Origin of the sequence: Natronosalvus amylolyticus, assembly GCF_024298845.1 — an archaeon.
Taxonomy (GTDB): Archaea; Halobacteriota; Halobacteria; order Halobacteriales; family Natrialbaceae; genus Natronosalvus; species Natronosalvus amylolyticus.
In genome coordinates, this window is sequence record NZ_CP101156.1 from 1,665,311 (window position 1) to 1,683,923 (window position 18,613).

The 18,613-nt window shown below is 60.3% G+C and carries 16 protein-coding genes (1 of these 16 only partly in view); 5 read left to right on the top strand and 11 right to left on the bottom strand.

Annotated features, from left to right (window positions below):
- The 3 genes in view from NLK60_RS07810 to NLK60_RS07820 are tightly spaced (each overlapping or abutting the next) and all read right to left on the bottom strand, a layout consistent with a single transcriptional unit that may run on beyond the window.
- Nucleotides 1–412 carry the start of a DUF6603 domain-containing protein gene (locus tag NLK60_RS07810; RefSeq protein ID WP_254810321.1) on the bottom strand. Its footprint begins 3,728 nt before the window's first position, so 412 of the gene's 4,140 nt are visible here — the first part of the coding sequence; its start codon is at nt 410–412; its stop codon lies off the left edge, out of view.
- Nucleotides 409–2,697 (bottom strand): hypothetical protein, encoded by a 2,289-nt coding sequence (locus tag NLK60_RS07815; protein ID WP_254810322.1) that lies wholly within the window; start codon nt 2,695–2,697, stop codon nt 409–411. Before NLK60_RS07815 ends, NLK60_RS07810 begins: the two co-directional genes overlap by 4 nt.
- Entirely contained in the window at nt 2,690–7,432 is a 4,743-nt protein-coding gene (locus NLK60_RS07820; RefSeq protein WP_254810323.1) for a PKD domain-containing protein, read from the bottom strand. The genes NLK60_RS07815 and NLK60_RS07820 overlap by 8 nt, the downstream gene beginning before the upstream one ends.
- A gap of 477 nt (nt 7,433–7,909) precedes the next feature.
- Here NLK60_RS07820 and NLK60_RS07825 point away from each other — a divergent pair, with 477 nt between their 5' ends.
- Together NLK60_RS07825 and NLK60_RS07830 are read left to right on the top strand one after the other, a co-directional pair.
- A complete protein-coding gene (locus NLK60_RS07825) occupies nt 7,910–9,091 on the top strand; it encodes a hypothetical protein (RefSeq protein WP_254810324.1) in 1,182 nt (393 codons plus the stop codon).
- A gap of 172 nt (nt 9,092–9,263) precedes the next feature.
- Complete coding sequence (locus NLK60_RS07830; RefSeq protein WP_254810325.1) at nt 9,264–10,688, top strand: dihydrolipoyl dehydrogenase family protein; 1,425 nt, start codon at nt 9,264–9,266, stop codon at nt 10,686–10,688.
- Between the two features lie 71 nt (nt 10,689–10,759).
- On the opposite strand, the gene NLK60_RS07835 is transcribed toward NLK60_RS07830, so the two are convergent.
- Both NLK60_RS07835 and NLK60_RS07840 read right to left on the bottom strand, forming a co-directional pair.
- The gene (locus NLK60_RS07835; RefSeq protein WP_254810326.1) at nt 10,760–10,957 is read right to left on the bottom strand and encodes a helix-turn-helix transcriptional regulator; all 198 of its coding nucleotides are present in this window, start codon (nt 10,955–10,957) and stop codon (nt 10,760–10,762) included.
- Nucleotides 10,954–11,412, bottom strand: a complete 459-nt coding sequence (locus NLK60_RS07840; RefSeq protein WP_254810327.1) for a DUF2178 domain-containing protein — start codon at nt 11,410–11,412, stop codon at nt 10,954–10,956. Before NLK60_RS07840 ends, NLK60_RS07835 begins: the two co-directional genes overlap by 4 nt.
- A 187-nt stretch (nt 11,413–11,599) precedes the next feature.
- Between NLK60_RS07840 and NLK60_RS07845 the strand changes: the two genes are divergently transcribed.
- Both NLK60_RS07845 and NLK60_RS07850 read left to right on the top strand, forming a co-directional pair.
- On the top strand, nt 11,600–11,935 hold the full coding sequence (locus NLK60_RS07845) for a carboxymuconolactone decarboxylase family protein (RefSeq protein ID WP_254810328.1): 336 nt from the start codon (nt 11,600–11,602) through the stop codon (nt 11,933–11,935).
- 277 nt (nt 11,936–12,212) lie between these two features.
- On the top strand, nt 12,213–12,467 hold the full coding sequence (locus NLK60_RS07850; RefSeq protein ID WP_254810329.1) for a CDGSH iron-sulfur domain-containing protein: 255 nt from the start codon (nt 12,213–12,215) through the stop codon (nt 12,465–12,467).
- Between the two features lie 373 nt (nt 12,468–12,840).
- Here NLK60_RS07850 and NLK60_RS07855 read toward each other — a convergent pair whose 3' ends face one another.
- The 5 genes from NLK60_RS07855 to NLK60_RS07875 form a co-directional block, all read right to left on the bottom strand.
- Nucleotides 12,841–13,740 (bottom strand): serine/threonine-protein kinase RIO2, encoded by a 900-nt coding sequence (locus tag NLK60_RS07855; RefSeq protein ID WP_254810330.1) that lies wholly within the window; start codon nt 13,738–13,740, stop codon nt 12,841–12,843.
- Nucleotides 13,741–14,104: 364 nt separating this feature from the next.
- On the bottom strand, nt 14,105–15,004 hold the full coding sequence (locus NLK60_RS07860; protein WP_254810331.1) for a universal stress protein: 900 nt from the start codon (nt 15,002–15,004) through the stop codon (nt 14,105–14,107).
- A gap of 6 nt (nt 15,005–15,010) precedes the next feature.
- A complete protein-coding gene (arsB, locus tag NLK60_RS07865) occupies nt 15,011–16,189 on the bottom strand; it encodes an ACR3 family arsenite efflux transporter (protein WP_254810332.1) in 1,179 nt (392 codons plus the stop codon).
- 75 nt (nt 16,190–16,264) lie between these two features.
- A complete protein-coding gene (locus tag NLK60_RS07870) occupies nt 16,265–16,726 on the bottom strand; it encodes a RidA family protein (protein ID WP_254810333.1) in 462 nt (153 codons plus the stop codon).
- A 69-nt stretch (nt 16,727–16,795) separates the two neighbouring features.
- Nucleotides 16,796–17,185, bottom strand: a complete 390-nt coding sequence (locus tag NLK60_RS07875) for an ArsR/SmtB family transcription factor (RefSeq protein ID WP_254810334.1) — start codon at nt 17,183–17,185, stop codon at nt 16,796–16,798.
- Between the two features lie 129 nt (nt 17,186–17,314).
- On the opposite strand from NLK60_RS07875, the gene NLK60_RS07880 reads away from it, so the two are divergent.
- On the top strand, nt 17,315–18,157 hold the full coding sequence (locus tag NLK60_RS07880) for a lipoate--protein ligase family protein (protein WP_254810335.1): 843 nt from the start codon (nt 17,315–17,317) through the stop codon (nt 18,155–18,157).
- Nucleotides 18,158–18,282: 125 nt separating this feature from the next.
- On the opposite strand, the gene NLK60_RS07885 is transcribed toward NLK60_RS07880, so the two are convergent.
- Complete coding sequence (locus NLK60_RS07885) at nt 18,283–18,573, bottom strand: DUF5808 domain-containing protein (protein WP_254810336.1); 291 nt, start codon at nt 18,571–18,573, stop codon at nt 18,283–18,285.
- Between the last annotated feature and the right edge of the window lie 40 nt (nt 18,574–18,613).

An 18,613-nucleotide genomic window follows, 5' to 3' on the forward strand; every position in this document is an offset into this window, starting at 1 on the left:
TGTCGACGTAGGTGACGAGGAAGTACTCGAGCAGTGTGGTGCCGAATCCGTCCTCGAACTCGACCGTGGGAATGGAGAGGTCGTCGAGTGTCCGCATCGCCTCGACGATATCTTTGACTGCGTCGACGGTCGAGCGAACGTCTTCGACCGACGGAATCTCTTCGTCTGCGACGACCGAGTGAACGGTGTCCACTACCTCGACCGCGGGTTCGATCCCTGCAAGGACGTCGTTGACCGTTACGAGTTCCGCCTCAACTTCCGAGACGTCGATCCCGACCGATTCACAGAGGATGAAAAGCGACGTCCGGTCGCCGTCGGCGGCGTCTTCGATTGCATCGATTAGGGGTTCGAAGACGCGGGTCACTTCGATGAGCAGTCGGTCCGAGGTCGAGTAGTCGTCTAAATCGGTCATGTATCAAACTCCATTTCGATTCGCTTCCGGGGCTGTGGCTGAAAGTCAAGCACAGTGTCCACCATACCCTCGCTCGACCTGCTCCCCGTTCGCCGGAGGTCGTTCTCAATTTCCCCTTTCAGGTTCGACGGTGCCATCATCACCTCGAGATAGGGTGGGTGTTCCGTCGACACGCTGTTCGGGTCGATACCGAACAGCCCGGGGATACCCTCGTCTGACCGAATCATCACCTGCCACTCGGTCAGAGCGTCGCCGGCGGATGCCGGATAGTTCCCGCCCGCTTCGAAGGTCGTCCCGCTCGTAACCATATTGGCGTACACTTTCGCACCGTTTCTCGCATTGGTCATCGGATAGTTCGTATAGTGGTGCCAACTCCCGCTCATCCACATGATCGCCGGGATTCGGTAGAGCAACCGGCTGACCTCGTACTGACCGACTGCATCGTCGTACTCGACCACCCTGACGTAAAACGAGGTTCGAGACGTCGCCCCCAAGATATCTTCGAGTTTGATGGTCAACGATCGCTCACCGGACGAGGTTTCGACGACGTCAATGGAACTCGAGAACGCGGGAGTGACGAACGAAAAGCCGTTCGTGTGGTTGTAATATCCCGAAATCTGTCGTGACAATCCGGACATCGTTCCCCTCGTCAGTTCCTTTCGATACCCGTCGTAACCGAACAGTTGTGAGGAGGGATCCCGATTGTCCGCTGTGGAGACTTCCTCGACACCGAACTCACAGTGTAACATCCACTCTTCGAAGTCACTAACCGAAAGCGACGAAATGAGCAGGCCCACGCCCACGCTGGTCAGTCCGATCAGAAAGCCGACGACACCGCCAGCGACAGCGCCAGCGACGATTAGGCCGACGTTCACCGAGCCGAGGAGCAACAAATTCCAGTCACCGTCTTCCGCCGATTCCTTGATCAACTTCGCCATCTGGGCAACGTCGACGAGCGTGCAGAGCTTTTTGCCGGCGCTCAGCATGAACGTCCGGCCCGTCATCTGCTGTACTGGCGGCGTCGTCTTCCGAATCCGGCCGCGCGAATTGCGTTCGTCGAATTCGATGGTGCCAAAGCCCGTATTGTTGGCTCCGTCCAGACTGTCAGCGATGTCGGCGATGTCGCCAATCGCATCCAGCATCTCCAGCGACCCCTCGAGAGAGAACTCTACGTCATCCTGGTTGAGTGTACCCACCATCGTGATGCCAACGGAACCAACCGTCAACACCGTCCCCACGTTTGAAGCAAAGGTTTCGATGATCTCATCAGAGGCGTCAAACGAGGCCGTGAGATCCTGCTTGTACGCTTCGGCGAGATTCTCGATTTGACCGAAGAACGTCCCGGTCTGGTCGAGAAAGTCTTCGAACGAGATTTCGTGATCCTCGACCAGGTCGATCAGTTCCTGTTCTTCGAAGTGTGTCGCAAACGTCGAGAACAGGCGCTGTAACTGGAATTTCGTCAGCTCCTGATAATCGTCGGCCTGTCCAGCGACGACGCCAGCCATCAGGTTCGCAACGAGAATACCCAGTTTCGAGCCCAATTCCGGATCCAGTATCGTGTACCCTGGTCCGTCGACGACCAGCTTTTGTTGGCTCGCGTCTTCCGGAATATTGACGACGTTACCCGTCGCTTCGTACGGATCGACCAGTTGCAATGCCGGGAAGATCGGTTCGTCGAGTGACGACCGAACGTCGACATCAATCCCACCGTCGAAGTCTCGAGGGATCAACATGAGTCGCAGCATGTGAATACCGTATTGGCTGGCATCGAGGTCGGTGGTGAACTCCGCGGCATAGGTGACCTGCTCGTTGTAATCGAGTCTGGCGAAGCCATCCCTGAAGTCATCACTCGTCAAGTGATCGTACAGGTTTTTGGCCGCCTCCTCCACCTTCTCGCGTTTTTTGAGAATCTCGCGACCAAAATCGAGGTAGTCGTTCGAGGGGACCCCGGTCCCGTCGTAGTTTTCCATCCAGAGGCTGTATTTCTCGTTCAACGTCAGGTTCCCCTCGATAAGGTCGTCCAGGTCGTGAACGTTGTCGACCCCGCCCCACGAGGCAAGGACGCCGACGAACGAGTCGTCACCCGGAAGCCCAATCGCGTCCCGCAAGGTCGAGTCGCCAGGTGACGCCTCGTCGCCGGCTCGTATCGTCCGATCAACGTAGTTCCAGAGCAGCAATTCGTCTCCCTTCCGCGAACAAAATCGCTGGTATGCATTGACCTGTCTCAGATACGCCTCGTGAAGTCGTTGGGCTGTCGCCACCGTCTGGGGAATTCGATTACTCATGATCCTCCTGTGTCCTCTCACCGGAACTCGTCGAACTGTCGGCCTCCGTCCCAGTCGCCTCGAGCGCCGGCCACGCCCGATACCACAGGTACGGCCGGTTCTCCTGGCGGCGGTCGTGGTCCGCCACCCGATGGCTGTCGACGGCGACCGAAAAGCCGCTCTCGGTGACCGACTCGACGCGAACGGTGTCACGACCGACGATCAAGCCGTCGTCGTCGACGGCGAGCGTCGATGCGACGTGCCCGTCACCGATAGGTTCCCGAATCTCCCCATCGTCGTCCCCGGCAGTCACACCGCCCCCCGTCGTGTCGCCGACAGGTGTTTTCGCGGGTGAGTCGACCGCCTCCGTTACCGTGGCGTCGACCGCTTCCGTCGTCTCGAGCACTGGGCCCTCTTGCACCGCCGCCTCGAGTTCCGAGCCGTCCTTGGCCGTCGATGTAGCCATCGGCGTTGCCTCCGCTTCGAGGGTCGCCCGATGTGCGCTCACGCCTGTCATCGCCGGTTTCGAATTCGCATCCGCGCGAGCCGATTTCGGATCCTCACCTTCGTCCGTTCCGCCATCGGTGAGTTCCGTCTCCTCGGACTTCTCGAGGACGTGTTCGAACGAGCTGTCGACGGCACTCGACGTCGGGATCTTCGATTCGGCGAACTCGACTCCCGACATCGGTTCCGAACCCGCCTGGCCCACCGGCGTCGCCACGGCAGGTTCGGGTGCAGGCGAGGCGGCTTCGATACTCCCAGGGTCGTACTCGGGCTCGGGAACCGAACCGGCTCCAGACAGCGCGTACTGTGCGAGCGTCCCATCGCGAACGATTGCCGTCCCCGTCGACCAGCCGAAGGGGACGTCTCCCGTGTGGCGGGCGTGACCGAGGGCGGCCGACTGGGAGGTCGTCACCTCGATCAATCCCGGCTCGAACCCGCAGTCGATCTCGAGGGTGTCGCCGGGTGCCGGTGCCCGTACCGCACCGACCGCAGGCGTCAACTCCCCGGCGTCGATCGCGAGGTAGCTGATCGGGTGCGAACCGGCCGGATCGATCTTGTGTGGCCCGCTGTAGGTTCGGTCGTAGCGCAACTCGAGAGCCTCACCGAGTCCGGTAACCGAGGCCGTGGTTCGTCCGGCGATCCGGTCGCCGTCCTGGTAACACAGCGCCAGCGCGCCGTTGGTCCCACACAGGGCACTCGCGTGGTTTGCTCGGCCCGGCGAGACGGTTCCGTTCCAGACCGCCTGCTCGAGGTGCCCACCGTCGGCGCTGACGCCCGCTGGCTCACCACTGACAGCGGCGCCGATAGAAAGGCCGATCGAGCGGTCGGTCGTCCAGGTTCCACTGCCCCCGCTACCGGTGACCGCCGTCGATCCCGCCAACGTCACGACGCTGGCATCGACCGAGAGCGGCACGTGCTGGTGGCCGGGTTCGGTCGGCGTCGAGAACTGTCCCGCGTCCACCTCGAGATCCGTGCCCGTGTCGAACGCCTGGTAGAGGAGACGAACCTCGGGGTGGTCCACGTCGCCGCCTGTCGTCCGAACGCGCAACTCGAATCCGTCGTCCGTAAACGAGCTCACTGACGCGCGAACGCGCCCGAGCGACCGGTCGCCGTGGACGACCATGTCGAACGCGTCACCGGTCCGAACGCCACAAGTGCCCCGTTCGACACTCTGTGAATCGTCGCCGACCGTGATCGCGTGTTGTTCGAGGGCCTCCTCGCCATCGACCGCGACGCCGTGTGTCCAGCCCGCCGTCCGATTGGCCGGAGACGCTCCCTCGGCGTCCGAGTCGGCGTTCGTCGCCGTCAGAACGAGCATATCGGGCCGGAACCCGATTCCCGTCACCGAGACTGTCCCCCCGCGACCGGGGACCGTCGTGATGCCAGTCTCGTATCGTGCCGGGCGTTCCGTGGCACCTCCTGATGGCGGCTTCGGTGGCGGCGTCCGCCGGTTGCCCGATCCTCCCGAAGACGAGCCACCGCCGCCAAACGGGCCGGCCGCGTAGGCGAGTCCCGCGAGCGCGGCAGCGAGCAAGACGCCAGCGCCCACGTGTTCGATACCGATGTCGAATCCGCCACCCGGGACGTCGATGAACGACCCGCTCGAGGCTGGCTCGCTCACGGTCACGGTCGCACAGTCGGCCTCGTCGCTGCGTTCGGTGTCGTCCCAGACAAGGACGGTCGGCGTGTACTCGCCCGGTTCCTCGAAGCGCGTCGTCAGGACGAACTCGTCGGTCCACCGTTCGTCCCACTCGCCGTTTCCGTCGAAGTCGACGTTCACCGCGATGGCGTTTTCGGAGTCGCGCAGGTCTATCGTGACCTCGTCACCGGGTTCGAGTTCCGTACTCGACACTCGACAGACCGCCACGGGTGCCGGCTCGAGGATCCGTACCGTCGTCGTTGCCGTCGCCGTCGCACCCGCGTCGTCTTCGACCTCGACCGTGGTCGTATAGGTTCCCGGTTCGTCGAATGCGTGTGTCACCGTCGGTTCGTCCGTCATTTCCTCGAAGGTGCCGTCGCCGGTCAGATCCCAGCGGTAGGCGACGATATCGCCGTCGGGGGCGCTCGAGTCGCTCGCATCGAACGTCACCGTCTGGCCCAGTTCGGGCGTACGCGGATCAGCAGACAGGTCGGCGATTGGATCCGCACGCTCGGCTTCCGATTCCGGTTCAGTAACGACGATCGTCGCACACTCGACGGTGTCGCCGCGTTCCTGGAAGTTCCAGACCCGGACGACGGGCGTGTAGGTTCCCGGTTCGGCGTAGCTCGTCGTCTGGACGAACTCGTCGGTCCACTGTTCGTCCCACTCCCCGTCGCCCTCGAAGTCGAAGCTGACAGCGTCCGCGTTCTCGGAATCGCTGGCGTCGATCGTGACCGGTTGCCCGGGTTCAGCCGAAGTACTCGAGACTGCACAAACGGCGACCGGTTCCGGATCCGGCTCTGGATCGGGATCCTCGGTCGTTCGAACCGCCACCGACCCCTCGTCGGTCCCCGTCAGTTCGCGAGCGTCCATCACGGTGAGCGAGACCGATTTGATCCCCTCGGTCTCGTAGGTGTACGTCGTCACGGGATCGCTGGTGGTCCTGTCGACGGTGCCGTCGCCGGTGAAGTCCCACCAGTACTCGAGGATCTCGCCCGTCGGCGAACTCGAGGCGCTGGCGTCGAACGTGACTTCCTCCCCGGTCTGGGGCGTTTCGGGGTCGATCGTGAACGACGCCGTCGGCGGTTCCGCATCGGCGACGGTGATCGTCGCGCACTCGACGGACTCCCCGTACTCGAAGTGGCGCCAGGCGGTGACGACGGGCGTGTACTCGCCGGGTTCGTCGTAGCTCGTCTCGACGACGAAGGTTTCCACACGGTCGATCTCGTTGGTTCCGTCGCCGTTGAAGTCGAAGCTCGCGTATTCGGCATTTTCGGAGTCGCTGGCGTCGATCGTGACTGTTTCCCCGGGCTCGAGGGCCGTACTCGAGACCGAACACGCGGGAACCGGTGGCGGCTCCTCCACGAGGACGGTCTGTGTGGTATCGTCCGTGCGCTCGATTTCGTCGACGATGCGTAAGGACACGCTACGGAAGCCGCTACTCTCGTACGTGTGCGTGATGACAGGTTCGGACGTAACCACGTCGAACGTCCCGTCACCGGTGAGGTCCCAGCGATAGGAGAGGATGTCGCCGTTCGGGGACGAAGAATCGCTCGCGTCGAACGTCACCGTTTCACCGGGCGCTGGCGTCTCGGGACCGAACGTAAAGGCGGCCGTCGGCTGGTCCGGATCTTCGACGGTGATCGTGGCACACGTCGTGTCGTCGTTACGCTCCATGTCGTCCCAGACCCTGACAACCGGGGTGTAAGTTCCCGGTTCGGCGTAGCTCATCGTCTGGACGAACTCGCCGGTCCACTGTTCGTCCCAGTCTCCATCCCCTTCAAAGTCGAAATTGGCCGCAATCGCGTTTTCCGAGTCGCTGGCGTCTATCGTGACCGTTTCCCCCGGCTGAACGGTCGTACTCGAGACCGAGCAGGCGGCGACCGGACCGGTATCCTCGACGGTGACGGTCTCCGTCGTCGTCGCCATGTTCCGCTCTTCGTCGACGACGGTTAGTTCCACCGTGTAACTGCCTGGGGAGTCGTACGCGTACGATATCGTTGGATCACTGGTCCCCTCGTCCACGCTTCCATCGCCGGTGAAGTCCCACCCGTATTCGACGATGTCCCCCAAATCGGAACTCGAGTCACTGGCGTCGAAACTCACCGACTGGCCTACCTCGGCCGTCTCCGGATCGACAGTGAACGACGCGGTGGGACCCTCAGCGGCTTCGACAGTGACGACCCCGCACTTGATTCGGTCCGTCTCACCGTCTTCAGACCATACCTGCACCCAGGGCTGATACTCTCCCGGCTCGTCGTAGCTCGTCGTCTGGACCAGATTGGTCGTTTCCTCGACGTCGAAGGCCCCGTCGCCGGTAAAATCGAAACTCGCTCGAGCGACGTTTTCGGACTCACTTGCGTCGATAGTTACCGATTCACCGACCGCGACGGAGGAACTCGAAACTGCACAGACTGGCTCGGGTTGGACAGCCAGGAACGACGTCCCAGATGGTCCATCGACTGGCCCGCCGACGGTGTTCGCGCCGACGAGTATCGTGCCAGCACCCAGGATGAAAAGCAGACCAATCACGACGATAAGGACAGTCGCCGGGCTGAAGTGAGCGGCTCTCGCCCCATCTGACCGGCTCGAATCGTGAAAATTATTCGACATTGTGACGAGGTTCAGTTCGAAGTTTACTCCAGTTGGCCAGGCACCTGTAGATAGTCTCAAATTAAATGGAATCTATAAATAGACGTAGGTGAAATTGAGGTAATGTCATAGGTTACTTTCGAGTAACCAGTATCCCAACTCAACGATTGGGGACGAGTCATGTACGAGTGCCGCAACACCTCACAAACCGGATCTCACGTGCCTGTAGGAACCCGCTCCACACCGCGTCGAGGGCGGCGATAAAGCGGACAGTTCTGGGCGACGTCGTCCTCGTCACCACGGAGAAAGTTGACGCAGTCGTCGCCGACGATAGCGAAGCCATTTCTCGGTGATCGAAATTCGAGAGGCCCTCGCTCGAGGCGTGCCGTTCCATCGAGGTTGGCACTCGTTCGTGTGTGAATATGACACCCGTGAACCGTTCGTTTGGATGGTTTTGTCAGAAGTCCCTTAATGACGCTCTTCGACGATACGGATGCAATGAACCGTAACGCAGTCGCAACCGTCATCGTCACGGCACTCGTGACCGTCAGTCTGGTCGCCGCCGGCGTTGGCGCGAGCACGACGGCCGAATCGGTTGAAACGACGACCTCGAACGAGGCGTACGCGGGTACACACCTCGCTTTCGAGGCCTCCGGAAACGCAGTTGCCGACTACACGGTAGACGGTGAGACCATGTTCTCCTCAATCGCCGTCGACTCCCAGAGCGAGGTCGGCGGGGGTGCAGATGCCGCAATCGATCTCGGTGCCGTCGTCAACATCGACGGTGCCGGCCTCTCGATCGGTGCCCAGTCACAGACGACCACGCAGATCGAAGCCGAGAGCGGCGCAACGCTCTCGGCCCACGATAACGAACGCGGTCACCTGGTCGTCAACGCGGGCGACGATTCCCAGGTCGTCGAGGCCCAACTCGACGGGAGCGCCCAGGCGAGCACGGAAAGTGACGACCGCGTGATCGTCGAAAGTGACACTCGCAGCGGCGTCTTCCTCGTCGTCGGTGACGGTGAGGCAACCGTCAACGAGGAGGGTGACGTCGTCGCCAACCTCGAGAGCGAGTCGACGCTCGTGTTCCGGTCGTACGCCGAGGATGAGCGCGACGAGCAGGCCAAAGAAGACGAACAGCGCATCGTCGACGGTTCGGCCGCCGCCGAAGTGTACGTCGACATGCGAGACGGCGAGACCGTTGCCGACACGGTCACCTACGGTGAGGAGACCGCCGTCGAAGCCCGACAGGAGGGTGAACAGCGCGTCGAGGTTGTCGTCGATCGTGCCATCAGCGAAGGGACGATCGTCATGACGACCGTCGAAGAGGAGGCAGTGGGAACCCTCGAAAGCATCGAGGTTCGCATTGACGGCGAGGCAGCCGTACAGGCCTCCTCGCAGTCGGAACTCGAGAGCGCGATCGGCGGCGACGAGTCGGCGTACATGGTCAGCCAGCACGCCGAAGCCGAGGCGAAAGCGACCGTCTACGTCGCGTTCAACCACTTCTCGGAACGAACGGCTTCGATCGGCTCGGCCAACGACGGCGATGCTGACGACGGAACTAACGACGGAACTGACAGCACCGACGACGAAGGCGTCGCCGACGGCCTACCCGGCTTCGGCGCACTCGCCGCGTTGCTCTCCCTCGGTATCGGTATCGGCAGCCGACTCCGACAGTGACTCCCCACCAGCGCGTCGACGTTCCGGCCCGGTTTTGTTACGTTGGCGATTGAAGTCGATCACGCTCGGTCTTTCAGCGCACGAAAAGGAGCCGAAGCTTCCGTTTCGCTCATCCGTACCGAGAACGCACGACCGCGAGAACGTCTATTGACCCGGAGACTGTATCGACCCTATGGACACGCTCCACGTCGCGATCGTCGGTGCCTACGGCAGTGCCGGCGTCGCTACGGCCGATGAACTCCTCGAGCGAACCGACGAATCGACCCAGAACGTCCAACTCACGCTGATCGACGACGGCGATCCGGGCGGTGGCCTGTGTATACTCGAGGGGTGTATGCCCTCCAAGGACGTCCTTTCGGCAGCGAAACACCAGTATCAGGCCCGACACGACGACCGGCTCGAGGGAAAGGTCAACGCCATCCCCGAACGAGTCATCGAGCAGAAAGACGACCACATCCACGGCTTCGCCGAACACCGACGGAATCACGTCCACGAGTTAGCCGAACGCGAACGGGTCGAGTTCGTCCACGACCGGGCGCGGTTCGTCGACGACCGCACCCTCGCCGTCGGCGATCGAACCATCGAACCGGACTACGTCGTGATCGCCACCGGGTCGTCGCTCAACGTGCCCGAATTGCCCGGCATCGGTACCGTCGACTGGAATTCGAGCGCCGATGTCCTCGACGCGACGACGTTTCCCGACTCGGCCATCGCCATGGGCTTTGGCTACATCGGCCTCGAACTCGTCCCGTACCTCAGCGAAGTCGGCGACGTCGATATAACGGTTATCGAACACGACGACCGGCCCCTGGATGCGTTCGACCCCGCCTACGGTGAGACCATACTCGAGGTATACCGCGAGCACTTCGGCGTCGAAATTCTGACCGAAGCCGACGAACAGCGACTCGAGCGAACCGACGACGACGGCGTCCGACTCACGGTCGACCGACATGGGACCGAATCGACGGTGGAAGCTGATAACCTATATCTGTTTACCGGCCGACGGCCGAACGTCGAGGGACTCGGCCTCGAGCAAACGGGTCTCGAAGCGACCCGCGGATGGGTCGAACCGACGATGCAAGCGCGAGACGTCGAGCGCGTGTTCGTCGTCGGCGACGTCAACGGCCACGAGCCCATCCTGCACGTCGCCAAAGAGCAGGGGTTCGCTGCCGGGGCGAACATCCTCCGACACGCTGCCGGTGAGCGCCTCGAGCCCTACACGAACGTACCCCACCACGTCATCTTCTCCGGTCTGGGGACCTATCCCGTGGCTCGAGTCGGACACACACCACAGACGGCTGCCGAGGCCGAGTTCGACGCCATCGTCGTCTCGACCGAGGCGTCCAAAGACGGGGTGTTTAAGAGCAAGAATCACCCGGAAGGCGTAGCAACGCTGGTTGTCGACGCGTCGGACGGGACGGTCGTCGGCTATCAGGGGTTGCACCTCCACGCCGACGTGATGGCCAAAACGATGCAGGTCGTCGTCGAAATGGGGGTAGACGTCCGAGAGATTCCGGATCGGGCGTATCACCCGACGACGCCCGAAATTCTGGACAGTCTCATCCGGAGCGCGGTGGCCGAACTCGAGGTGAAATAAAACGCGATGCAACTTCCTGCTTTCCGTGTCGCAAGACGACACTGCGATAGGTGTGTAAATCGTTCCACTGGCTACTCGAGCTCCGGATCGAACAGGTCCTCGATCGAGCACTCGAAAAAGCCCGCTAATTTGAACGCCAACTCGAGTGAGGGATCGTACCGCTCGCGCTCGAGCGCGTTGATCGTCTGACGAGAGACCCCGACCGCTGCCGCGAGATCGCCCTGGCTGAGGTCGTGGCGGTCGCGATACGCCCGAAGTTCGTTTTTCATGAGTGCTGTCTGGAGTAATACCAGTGAGAAACGCTATAGATGGCAAACACGAGAAAGAAGGCGCCGCTGACGCCCCACACTTCGGCCGGCATCTGATACGTGCCGGTGGCGTCGAGGGCGACTGCTGCCGGTGTGAAAAAGACGAACAATACGGCGATGGCTCCCAGGGTTACCCCACCCGCTTCCGCGGCAATCTGGGCGTCTCGTTCGTCCTCGAGGCTGATCGAGGTTCCGAAGTAGATCCCGAGCATGCCGAGAAATCCGAGCCAGTACAGTCCCGTGCCGGCAAAGACGACGATATCTTCGGGAACGGTCATCCAGATTCCGATCGCGATAAACAGGCTCAGGATACCCGCCCAGAGGCTGTAGTTCATCCAGCGCTGGTATCGTTCCCGTTTTTCCAGTTCTGCGCGTGCCGCCTCGAGATCGCTCGAGGAGTTGGCTGTCGTATCCATGGTGTAAAGCACCTTTTACAGTAAAGTATACTTTACAACCGCATATAAACCTATTGGTGTCAGCAGACAATCATAGCGTCGTGGTAGGTACGTATCGCTGATCGCCCGCACGTGGGTCGTCGACAGGTCGATTGGTGTGGACTACGAACGTTTATTGAAACGGAGCCAGTTGGGCTACCTGATAACTATGGCTGACAACGACGCGTCCGACCTCCCGGATGAACTGCCATCGGCGGCTGGGCGAATCGCCACGGAATATCCGGACCTCTGGGAACAGTACACCGACCTCGGCAAAGCCAGCGCTGAAGCTGGCCCGCTCGAGGGAGAAACGAAGCGACTGGTCAAACTGGCACAGGCCGTTGGCACCCAGTCGGAGGGAGCAGTCCACTCACACACGCGTCGTGCACTCGAGGAAGGTATCGAGCCCGAAAAGCTGAAACACGTCGCCTTGCTCGCCGTGACGACCCAGGGCTTCCCCGAAGCCGTCGCCGCCCTGACGTGGGTCGAAGACATCACTGAGTGATTCGACGAGCAGAGACGGGCGAACCATTTTGCAGATTCTGACCTCTCAGTAAGGCCGTTCTCGAGAGGCCGAACACGAACGAAAAATCGTACAGACCATTGCCACGACGGTGAATGCGACCGTCTGGGAACAGATCTGACGTACCCACCGAGGGAACAGCGACCCGTTCGAATGACTGGACCAACTGGGAGAATTATAAAAAGAGGAGACAAATATCATTTGCCGACGACGGACGGTGAACCCGCAAAATTAACTCCCACCGCCGACCATAGCAAGTATGAGCCGCCTAGTCGAACTCGAGGAAACTGGCCCGCTGAAACTCGACGAATCGGATCTGAACGCGAAAAAAGGCAACGTCGCAATCTGCCAGTGTGGCCTCGCAGAGACCTTCCCGTTCTGTGATGGCACCCATCGAACGACACGATCTGAAACTGACGGCGTCTGCTATCACTACCCAGATGACGAGGCCGATTCCCGCCGGGAAGTCGATCACGTCGTGTACAAAGAATCGGACTCCGATACCGGGCAATAACGGGTCAGCGACGGTATTTTCCGATTGACACGCTGTGACGAGAGTACATACACCCCGAGCGTCGCGACTCCCTCGAGAGAGTGCATTTTGTATAGCCACATACGATATATCACGAGCACATCTAATGGTAGTAACACGGGTAGAGCGCTGTGCTCAGATGTCCCGAAAGAGCCTGAGATACCACTAAAAGCCGTGAGATGCCGCCAGAGGCATTAATGGCCGTGTTCAATCATTTCGATTCTATCGAAAGCCAGCGGAACGCGAAAACAGCCCACCGATTCGAAAACGAACGACAGTTCACCGTTTACTATAGCGGGCACTCTCGCAACTGCCACTGAACGAACAAACGAGGACTTCCTCGACAGGCGACCCGTTACTGTAGCCCATCGAATTCGTTTGACTCTATCTCCGTGGCGAGAGCCCTGGTGCTCAACTCCTCCGGGACGATTCGAGGATATTTCCGGCGGAAGTACCCCACGATGTTCTCGAGGTCGCGCTCGAGAAACTCACGGGCGTGTTCGTGGTCGGTCGACACAGCCTGAGGCCAATCGAAGATTGTGATGCCGTCTTCGGCCACGAACACGTTGTACTCGCTCATATCTGCGTGCACGTAGCCAATCTCGTACGCACGCGCGAGTTCGCCACAGATCAACTCGAGGACACCGAGTACCTGACCATCTTCGAGGCGCGTCTGGGAGAGTTCGACGCCGTCCATTTTCTCCATCACGATGGCGTGGCGGTTCTGGTCGATCGGACGAGGAACCGAAATATCCGGATACAGCGTCTCGAGGGCGTCGTATTCCCGCTCGGCGGCTTTTCGAGCGGTATAGAGCCAGGAGACGTGCCGATTTTCGGACGTGTAATCGCGCTCGCGGTTGACTTCGCGAAAGTTCGTGTACCCCTCTCGGTGATACTTGAGCGCGAGCGGTTTGTATGATTTGACCTCGTACACGTCGCTCTCTTTCCCGACGCCGAGTGGCGAGCCAAACTCCGCGATGGTGTCGCGTTCGACCAGTGCCCGCAACGCGAGCGTATCGTATCCCTCGAACGCGAGGGTATAGCCCTCGTACTGGATCGTCTTTTTCTCAACCAGGTCTCGTTTGAGACAGCGCTCGAGACGATAGTCGACTTCTTCGGGTGTCAATCCCGAAAAACGGGGCAGTTTTTCGCGCTGTACCCACTCCGAGAAGCGCATCCCCTGTTCGATACCCGAAAGGAGATAGAAATCCTCGGTCTCGAGTTCCGCCAACAGCTCGGCGACGTTCCGCACCATAGCGTCGCTAGCCGGTGTACACGTAAAAGTCTGCGCGAGACGACTCGAGGATGACGGACGTGTACTTGCTCAGGTCCAGTGCACGCCCCGCATAAACCAAATGGAACTATATGAAATCTCCAAGTGTTGGCGAAACAGGCATGAGCCATTGGCCGAAGCGTCGCTACTCGAGTGGCAGTGCGCTCAAAAAGCGAAGTGCAACTCTCAATTTACAGAGCAACGGACTCGAGTCCAGTCGGTGGGACATCGAGTGTCGTCTACGACGCGGCGACAGTAGTCAGTGACAGTCGGTGTACACCCTATCGCAAGCGGGCATCGCGGTAGGTGGTAAATCGTTTCACCGGCTAAATACCGTGGGCGTTCATTACATCTCGTTCGGTCGAACCGTTACTACCGGCACTGGAGCGGTCCGAATCACCCTGTCGGTGACGCTGCCGAGGATCGCCCGTTCGAATCCGCTTCGACCAGCCGTTCCCATCGCAACCATGTCGATGCCCCCCGTCTTCACATACTCGAGGATTTCCGTCGCTGGCTTCCCGCTTGTCGTCGCGACCACGACCTCGTGACCATCCGCTCGAGCACGGGTGGCAAGCGTCTCGAGGTGCTCGTCAGCCGATTCCGTACGCTCACTGGCGGGATCGGCACCGGTATCGACGACCGATTCGAGCGTTTCTGTGAGGTCATCGTCGATCACCATCAGGAAGTGGACGGTCACCTCGAGCGCGTCGGCAAGTGCGAGACAGCGATCGATTGCATCGGTCGATCGCTCACTCCCATCGGTCGGAAACAGTATCGAGTCAAACTCGGTCTGTCGATCCGCCGTCTCGCCAGCAGCAGGCGTAATCGTCACCACGGGCACGGAAGCCGTTCGAACGACTTTATCGGCAACGCTACCGATAATCGCCCGGGTGACACCGCCCCGCCCGACCGTCCCAATAACGATAGCGTCGATACCGTGCTCGTCGGCGTAGTCGACGATTTCCATGGCCGGGATCCCTTCACGAACTGCGGCCGTGGCCTCGAGTCCACGCGCTGTTGCCGTTTCTCGAAGCGCCGTCGCACGCACGTCAGCTTGCTCGCGGAGTCGACGCCGGATCGATGCTGAATCGCCCGAATATCCCGCTCCCGTCGCGATGGAACTGTCCGCAACTGAAAGAACGTGAACGTCCGCCTCGAGTTGTGTTGCAAGGTCGAAGCCACGGCGTGCAGCGGCCTGGGCTGCATCGCTTCCGTCGGTGGGAATCAAGAGTGTGTTGAGTGTCATTGGAGATCAGTCGTCTGTTTTTGCAGGAGTCGTGTCCTCGTCTGTGGGTTTCGTGCTCTCGAGTTGCCCGGTTTCGTAGCCCGCCCAGTCGAACTTCTGCTGGAAGTAAATGGCGACGTTGACCAGTGCCAGGAGGACTGGCACTTCGATAAGCGGGCCGACCACGGTCGCGAACGCGACACCGGAGCCAACACCGAAGACGGCGACCGCGACCGCAATCGCGAGTTCGAAGTTGTTCGATGCCGCGGTGAACCCAATCGCGGTGGTCGTCGAGTAGTCCGCACCGATACCACGCCCCATCGCGAAGCTCACGAGGAACATGATCACGAAGTATATCGTCAGCGGGACGGCGATCCACAGGACGTCGGTTGGCTGGGCGAGGATGTTGTCACCCTGGGTGGCGAACATCACGATCACGGTGAACAGGAGTGCGATCAGGGTAACGGGGCTAATTTTCGGGACGAACTGCTCTTCGTACCACTCCTCTCCTTTCGCGCGGACGCCGCCGAACCGAGTGAGGATACCACCGGCGAACGGAAGGCCGAGGAAGATCGCAATCGCCCAGAACACCTGTTCGACCGTAATATCGAACGTGCCGATCCCAGCCACCAGTGCGTCCATACCCAGCAGTGGCGGCAAGAACAGGGCGAAAAACCAGATGTACACTCCGTAGGTGATGATTTGAAAGACGCTGTTGAACGCGACCAGTCCGGCAGCGTACTCACTCGAGCCGTCTGCGAGGTCGTTCCAGACGAGTACCATCGCGATACAACGGGCCATGCCGATGAATATCAGGCCAAGGAAGTACTCGGGGTGGGCGGGAAACGGCGGCACGAGGCCACTGAAGAAGACCACCGCGAGCGCGAACATCAGCGTCGGCCCGATCAGCCAGTTCTGGATGAGGCTCAAACTGAGCACGCGCCAGGCGCTGAACACCCGCGGTAGCTGGCCGTAGTTGACCTTGGCCAACGGTGGGTACATCATCGCGATCAGCCCGATCTCGACGAGGTAGTACTCCTGAATCGGCCCGACGACACCCGGTGTAATATAGCCCAGGCCGACACCGAGAGCCATCGCTCCAAAGATCCAGACGGTCAGATACTTGTCCAGGAAATCCATCGAACGCGGGTCCCCACAGTCGGGACACGAACAGTCGGATCCGTGTTGGTGCTCGAGGTCACTCATCAGGGTCGACCTCCGATAATCGGCTTGCGTTGACGATACCCGACGCTACCGCCGAGACGAGAGAGTTTTCTTTCATTATTCTATCAGTTGCTCGATAGCGGCAACGACGTCGAGTTGGATACCGGCATTACCTGGAAGCGCATACACGCCGGTGGTCGTTCGAGGTGGATAGGAACCGTCAAATCGTCGCTTGTAGACATCGTCGACAACGTCACGTGTCCCGATATCCGTCAGTTGGACCTCGATTTTCATCACGTCCTCGAGCGTGAGGTTCGACGCCGCAAGCACCGACTGGAGTCGATCGAGACACAGGTCAGTTTGATCCTCAGTTGAAGGTTCGTTCATCACAACGCCAGACTCTTCGGGAAGAATCCCCTCGAAAAAGATCAGGTCAGAGCTACCGGCCTGGACACCATACGCCGAGCCATTCGACTCACGCTGTCGTTTACTGAGGGTGCTGTGTGTTTCGAGGGTAACTCCTTCAGTTCCGGTGTTACCTGTATCTGAAGTCTGGCCGACCCAGTTTGATTGAGACATACTTCAATTGAAGAGGCCCTCATTCAAAAACCCATCCATGCCCACCCACCGTGTGATGCCAACGCAGGGCTAGCGGGCGCCATCGAGAACCGTTAGCAGTGCCTGAGCGCGTCTGGTCGCCCGATACTTCCGCCATCGACCCTCCTTTCGCTTCGTAACGAGTCCCGATTCAGTCAGATTCGATAACGCGTGGCTGACAGCGCTATCGCTGACGTCGACGAGTGGCGTTATCTCACAGACACACAGTTCCGCATCCGCCTCGACGAGTAACCGAACCAATCGGTAACGCGTCTCATTGCCGAGTGAGGATAACGTTTGTACGTCCTGTGCGATCAACGTGGGGTCCAGCGTCGTCTCGAGGTCTTCGAGTTCGTCAAGTCGCTCTTGGACGTCCTCGTTCCGACATGCTCCAAGGTCATTCTCGAGGTAGCGGCGGAGGCGTTCGTTTGCCTGGCTCATACACGCCATTTCGAGAGTTGCTCAAATAAGGGTTCTGACGTCGCTCGCAGAGAAGAGTGCCGAAAATACGTACCGGGCCACTCGAGGCAGGTCGCAATCACTTTCTCACTTGCTCTCGAGCCTTCGAGTATGACCGCACTCGCCGACCGCCAGTGGCGGCTGATCGTGGACGACCCCCGAGATGGCCCCACCCAGATGGCACTCGAGGAGATTGCCGCACGGACGGCTCTCGAAGACGACATCCGAACCGTTCGCGTCTACGACTGGGAGCCCTCCACGCTCTCTCTCGGCTATCGACAGAATCCGGACACCGTCGATTGGAAGTTCTGTGAGGAGAACGACATCGGCGTCACGCGACGTCAGACCGGTGGTGGCGGCATCTATCACGACGCCGTTGCCGACATTTCGTATACCATCGTCGCACCCGCTTGTGAGGTCCCTGGCGACCTGATGGAGTGTTATGCGCTGTTCTGTGAGCCGGTTCTCGATGCGTTTTCCCGCATGGGTGTCGACGCGCAGTTCGCCGACGAAACACAGGACGCTATCTATCACCCGTCCTGTTATCTTCGGGATATCAATCCCGCCCACGACATCGTGGTTCCGAACGAAGGGAGACCAGCACAGAAACTCAGCGGTAACGCCCAGTATCGCCAGCGAGACGTCGTGATCCAGCACGGATCGATCAGTTTCGACCGCGAGCCAGCGGCCCACCTTGGCGTGTTCACCACGGATAGCGTGTCGACCGAGACGTTCACCGACCGCGTTACGAGCATCCGCGAACAGACCGGAATCAGCCGTGAACGTGCGGTTTCTGACCTGGCAAGCGCACTCGAGGACTGGTGTGACGCCGACCCCGTCGACGGCTGGCGTCACGGCGAACTCGAGGCCGCCCGCGAGTTAGCCGCCCGGAAGTTCGGTGCCGATAGCTGGATTCGAAATCGCGAAGTGCTCGAGGAAGCGGCCGACAGGTGAACGCGTAGGCTAGCGGCTCGAGGCGCGTCGAGACCCCAAAAAACACTGAGACGGCGTATTCTGACTGGTTACTGGTCTCCGATCGAACCTGGTGGGTCCCAGACCGGAGAGAAAACAATAACCGATTAGTCGTCGCTCTCGTCGTCGACGATGACTTCGACGGGTTCGTCGGCAGCCGCCTCGTCGGCCCCCTTGGATTCGCTCTGTTGTTGTTGCCAGAGGAGCGCGCCGGCGACGGCGACGACGATCCACGAACGCCAGTTCGCCAGGTTGAGCGTGTAGCCGATCCCGAAGGGTTTCTCGACGAGCATTCCTTCCCCGGGCTTCCAGTGTGACGAGAGCATCCGTCCGAAACTCGGTCGCTCAAAATTGTACGGTACGCCAAAGATTTCACCGGAGGTGGGTTTATCTGCCATACGTCTTGGTACACGCTCCGATACTAAGAGTATTGTGTCG